At 69.9% G+C, this 5,114-nt stretch carries 3 protein-coding genes; all 3 read right to left on the reverse strand.

Translation table 11 applies throughout. From position 1 onward, the window contains the following. Positions 1-88: 88 nt before the first annotated feature. The gene (locus ACWTSU_RS08245; RefSeq protein ID WP_455139604.1) at positions 89-1,591 is read right to left on the reverse strand and encodes an L-fucose/L-arabinose isomerase family protein; all 1,503 of its coding nucleotides are present in this window, start codon (positions 1,589-1,591) and stop codon (positions 89-91) included. 237 nt (positions 1,592-1,828) lie between these two features. Continuing rightward, complete coding sequence (gene xylB / locus ACWTSU_RS08250) at positions 1,829-3,307, reverse strand: xylulokinase (protein ID WP_455139606.1); 1,479 nt, start codon at positions 3,305-3,307, stop codon at positions 1,829-1,831. Between the two features lie 410 nt (positions 3,308-3,717). Further along, positions 3,718-4,974 (reverse strand): 3-isopropylmalate dehydratase large subunit, encoded by a 1,257-nt coding sequence (gene leuC / locus ACWTSU_RS08255; protein ID WP_455139608.1) that lies wholly within the window; start codon positions 4,972-4,974, stop codon positions 3,718-3,720. Positions 4,975-5,114 lie beyond the last annotated feature (140 nt).

Below are 5,114 nucleotides of genomic sequence, written 5' to 3' on the forward strand. Positions count from 1 at the left end.
GCGAGAAGGGCGGGCGGCCCGCCGACGCCCCGGGAGGGAGGCGCCGGCGGACCGCCCGCAGAGGTCGCCGACAGGTCGGGAGAGGCCCTTACGCGAAGGGGTTCTCGGTGGGGTACGGCAGGCTGGCCGGCTGGTTGTAGGCGACGTCCTCGACGCCCAGGAAGCGCAGGGCGTCGACGAGCGCGCGGCCGCAGTGGTTGAAGGCCACGGCGCCGTGGTGCGGGTAGCGCTTCTGGATGAGCACGTGGCGGTAGAAGCGGCCCATCTCCGGAATGGCGAAGACGCCGATGCCGCCGAAGCTGCCCGTGGGAACCGGCAGGACCTCGCCCTCGGCCACGTAGCTGCGCAGCACGCCGTCGGAGTCGCACTGCAGGCGGTAGAACGTGATCTCGCTCGGGGCGATGTCGGCCTCGAGGGTGCCGCGGGTGAAGTCGGGGTCGGAGCCGGCCGGCTCGAGCGTGCGGTGCTGGATGAGCTGATACTTGATCGCGCGGTCGGCGCACATCTTGCAGCTCGGGGTGTTGCCGCAGTGGAAGCCCATGAAGGTGTCGGTGAGCTTCCAGTCGCGGTCGAACTTGCCGGCGATCTTCTCCTCGTAGAGCGAGGCGGGCACCGAGTTGTTGATGTCGAGCAGGGTCACGGTGTCGTCGCTCGCGCACATGCCGATGTACTCGGACAGCGCGCCGTAGACGTCGACCTCGCACGCCACGGGGATGCCGCGCGTCGCCAGGCGCGAGTTCACGAAGCACGGCTCGAAGCCGAACTCCTTGGGGAAGGCCGGCCAGCACTTGTCGGCGAAGGCCACGTACGTGCGGTCGCCCTTGTGCTGCTCGGCCCAGTCGAGCAGGGTCAGCTCGAACTGCGCCATGCGCGCGAGGAGATCGGGATAGTACTTGCCCTCGCCCATCTCGGCGGCCATGTCGTCGCAGACGTCCTTGATGCGCGGGTCGTCAGCGTGGTCACGGTAGGAGACGAGCAGGTCGAGCTCGGAGTTCTCCTCGATCTCGACGCCGATCTGGTAGAGGCCCTTGATCGGCGCGTTGCAGGCGAAGAAGTCCTGCGGACGCGGGCCGAAGGTGATGATCTTGAGGTTGCGCACGCCGATGACCACGCGGGCCACGGGCACGAAGTCGGCGATCATCTTCGCGACCTCGGCGGCCGTGCCCACCGGGTAGGGCGGGATGTGGGCGGTCAGGTGACGCATCCCCAGGTTGTAGCTGCAGTTGAGCATGCCGCAGTAGGCGTCGCCGCGGCCGTTGATGAGGTCGCCGTCGCCCTCGGCGGCCGCCACGCACATCGCGGGGCCGTCGAACTTCTTCACGAGCAGGGTCTCGGGGGTCTCGGGGCCAAAGTTGCCCAGGAAGACCACGAGCGCGTTGGCGCCGGCCGCGGCGGCCTCGGCGAGCGCGGGGTCAACGTCGGCCTCGGACTCGACGGTCTTCTTGACCTCGACGGCGTTGATGCCGAGCTCGGAGACCGCGGCCGCCACGGCGGCGCGGCGGCGCTCCGAGAGCTCGATCGGGAAGCAGTCGCGCGACACCGCTACGATCGCGAGCTTCACCGTGGGGATGTTGCTGGACTCAAGTGCCATGTCTTCTCCTCTCCTCGGGGCGCGAGCGCCCCCGTTCCCGTGCTCCCTCAGCGGGCCCGAGACGGCCCGCGGGACGTGCCTACTCAGAGCTATACCAGCATCCAATGTTTATAAAACGTTCAGATGCCAGATAATTCTACGAGCGGTAGCTTTTCTCTTGGTACCGGCACGTCTGTAGGGATATAAACGTTTGTAAACAGGAGACGAGAAGGGCGGCGCACGAGGGGAACCGCGTCCCTAGGCACCCATCCGCTCGAAGCTCGGCCGCAGCGCGGGATAGAGCCCCCGCCAAGTCTCGTAGCGCTCGTCGTAGGCGGCGGCGAGGTCAGGGTCCGGCGTCACGCGGCCGCGGACGCCCACCGCCTCGGCGACGCACGCGCCCACGCTCCCGTAGGCGCCGGACGCCACGGCGGCGAGCAGCGCCCCGCCGAGGCCCGGCCCCTGCTCGGTCGCCGGGAGGACGAGCTCGATCCCCAGCACGTCGGCGAGCATCTGCAGCCAGACGGCGCTTCTCGCCCCGCCGCCGCACACCGTGGACGACGCCACGTCGACGCCGAGCGAGCGCGCGATCTCCACGGAGTCGCGCACGGCGAAGGCCACGCCCTCGAGCACGGCGCGGGTCATGTCCGAGCGCGTGGTCGACATGCTCATGCCCACGAAGGCGCCGCGCGCGTCCACGTCGTTGTGGGGCGTGCGCTCGCCCATGAGGTACGGCAGGAAGTAGGGCAGCTCGCGCGGCGCGCGCCCTATGTCGATGCCGGCCTGCTCGGCCGACAGGTCGTCAGTGCCCAGGACGTCGCCCGCCCACCAGGCGTTGCAACTCGCGGCCGACAGGATGCAGCCCATGAGGTGCCAGGCGCCGTCGGCGTGGCAGAACGAGTGGATGCGGTCGCCCACGCCCGCGGCGAAGCTCGCCGTGGGGATGAAGACGGTGCCCGAGGTCCCGAGGCTGATGTTCATCGTGCCCGCGCCCACGGCGCCCGTCCCCACCGCGGCCGCGGCGTTGTCGCCGGCGCCGGCGGCCACGACCACGTCGCGCGGCAGGCCCAGCTCGTCGGCGACCGCGGGCAGCAGCGTCCCCACGGGCTCGTAGCTCTCGTGGACCTCCGGCAGCTGCCCCGGCACGAGGCCGCAGAGCTCGAGCATGCCCGGGCTCCAGACCCTTTTCGCCACGTCGAACAGGAGGGTGCCGGACGCGTCCGAGACGTCGGTCACGTAGCGACCCGTGAGCAGGTGCGTGACGTAGTCCTTGGGCAGCATCACGTGCGCGATGCGCGAGAAGAGCTCGGGCTCCTCGGCGCGCATCCAGAGGAGCTTGGGCGCGGTGAAGCCGGCGTAGGCGATGTTGCCGGTGAGCTCGAGCAGGCGCGCGGTGCCGACCTCCTCGTTGAGGAAGCGCACCTGCTCGGCCGTGCGGCCGTCGTTCCAGAGGATCGCCGGGCGGATCACGCGGTCGGCGGCGTCGAGCGCCACCAGGCCGTGCATCTGCCCGCCGCAGCCGATGCCGGCGACCCGCGCGGCGTCGACGCCGGACACGAGCTCGCGCACGCCGTCGCGCACGGCGCGCCACCAGTCGGCGGGGTCCTGCTGGCTCCAGCCCGGGCGCGGGTACTCCACCTCGTAGCCGCGGCTCACCACGCGCTCGACGCGGCCGCGCTCGTCGCAGAGCAGCAGCTTGCACGCCGAGGTCCCCAGGTCGACGCCGATGAAGTACATGACGGCCCCCCTCGCTCGCCCTTGGCCGCGAGCGGGCAGGGTCCGCCGCGGCCACAAAACGCACCATCTGTGTTTTCCTGGCCCACAGATAGCACATTTGTGGGCCGCGCACACGCCACGCGTTTGTCGCCGGCACCCAGATGGACCGCTTTCGGGTCATTTGGGTGCCAAAACCGTCCGCAGGGCCGCATCCGCGCGCCGCGTGGCCCACAGATACACGAACTGTGGGCCACGAATACTCAGATGCACCATTTGTGGGCCGCACCGGAACCGGCAGCGGGATTCACCGCCGCGCATGCGCCAGCACCGCCGACGGCATAACGGCACGAGGCCCGGGCCTTCTCGCCCAGCGACTTCTGCGCGCAGCGCAGTGAGCTGGGGAGAAGGACCCGGGCCTCCCGTTCGAGTTGCTACAGGTCGGACGGCAGCGCGATGTGACCCGCGACGGCCGACGCGGCCGCGACGGCGGGGCTCGCCAGGTAGACCTCGGAGGTCGGGTCGCCCATGCGGCCGACGAAGTTGCGGTTGGTGGTCGACACGCACCGCTCGCCCGCGGCGAGGATGCCCATGTAGCCGCCCAGGCACGGGCCGCACGTGGGCGTCGACACCACGCAGTGCGCGTTCACGAAGATGTCCATCAGGCCCTCGTGGACGCACTCGAGCCAGACGCCCTGCGTGGCCGGGATGACGATGCAGCGCACGCCGTCGGCCACGGTGCGGCCGCAGAGCACCTCGGCTGCCGCGCGCATGTCCTCGATGCGGCCGTTGGTGCAGCTGCCGATGACCACCTGGTCGATCTTGATGTCGCGGCTCTCGGCCACGGGGTGGGTGTTGCTCGGCAGGTGCGGCCACGAGACCGTGGGCACGATGTCGGCGGCGTCGATGTGGATGACCTGCTTGTAGCTCGCGTCCGGGTCGGGGTGGTACTCGGTGAACGCGCGGGTGGTGCGGCGGCTCACGTACTCGCGGCACTTCTCGTCCACCTCGAAGAGGCCCGCCTTTCCGCCGGCCTCGATGGCCATGTTGGCGATCGTGAGGCGACCCTCCACCGAGAGCGCCTCGATCGTGGAGCCGGCGAACTCCATCGCGCAGTAGAGCGCGCCGTCGACGCCGATCTGGCCGATCACGTAGAGGATGATGTCCTTGGCGCTGGCGCCCTCGGGCAGCTCGCCGTCCACGACGATACGGATGGTCTCGGGCACCTTGAACCAGGCGCGGCCGGTGGCCATGCCCACGCCGGCGTCGGTGGAGCCCACGCCGGTGGAGAACGCGCCGATGCCGCCGTAGGTGCAGGTGTGCGAGTCGGCGCCGATCACGAGGTCGCCGGGGACCACGATGCCGCGCTCGGGCAGAAGGGCGTGCTCGATGCCCATGCAGCCCTGCTCGTAGTAGTGCGTGATGCCCATCTCGTGGGCGAAGTCGCGCGTGACCTTGGTCTGCTCCGCGCTCTTGATGTCCTTGTTGGGCGCGTAGTGGTCCGGCACGAGGCAGATCTTGTCCCGGTCGAAGACGCCGGCGCCGATCTCGCGCACGGTCTTGATGGCGATGGGTGCCGTGATGTCGTTGGCGAGCACGAGATCCAGGTCGCACTCGATGAGCTGGCCGGGAACGACCTCCTCGAGCCCCGCGTGCGCCGCGAGGATCTTCTCCGCCATGGTCTGGGCCATGTCTCTCCTTCCATAGTGCCGGCGCCGCCCTTCTCGTCCGGCTCACTTCGCTTCGCTCAGAAGTCGCTGGGCGAGAAAAACCTCGCCCCCGAACGACCTGCGTTACCGTCGCTGAGCGCGTGGTCCCCTGCGTTCGCGGC

The sequence above is a fragment of the Thermophilibacter sp. genome (assembly GCF_966187215.1).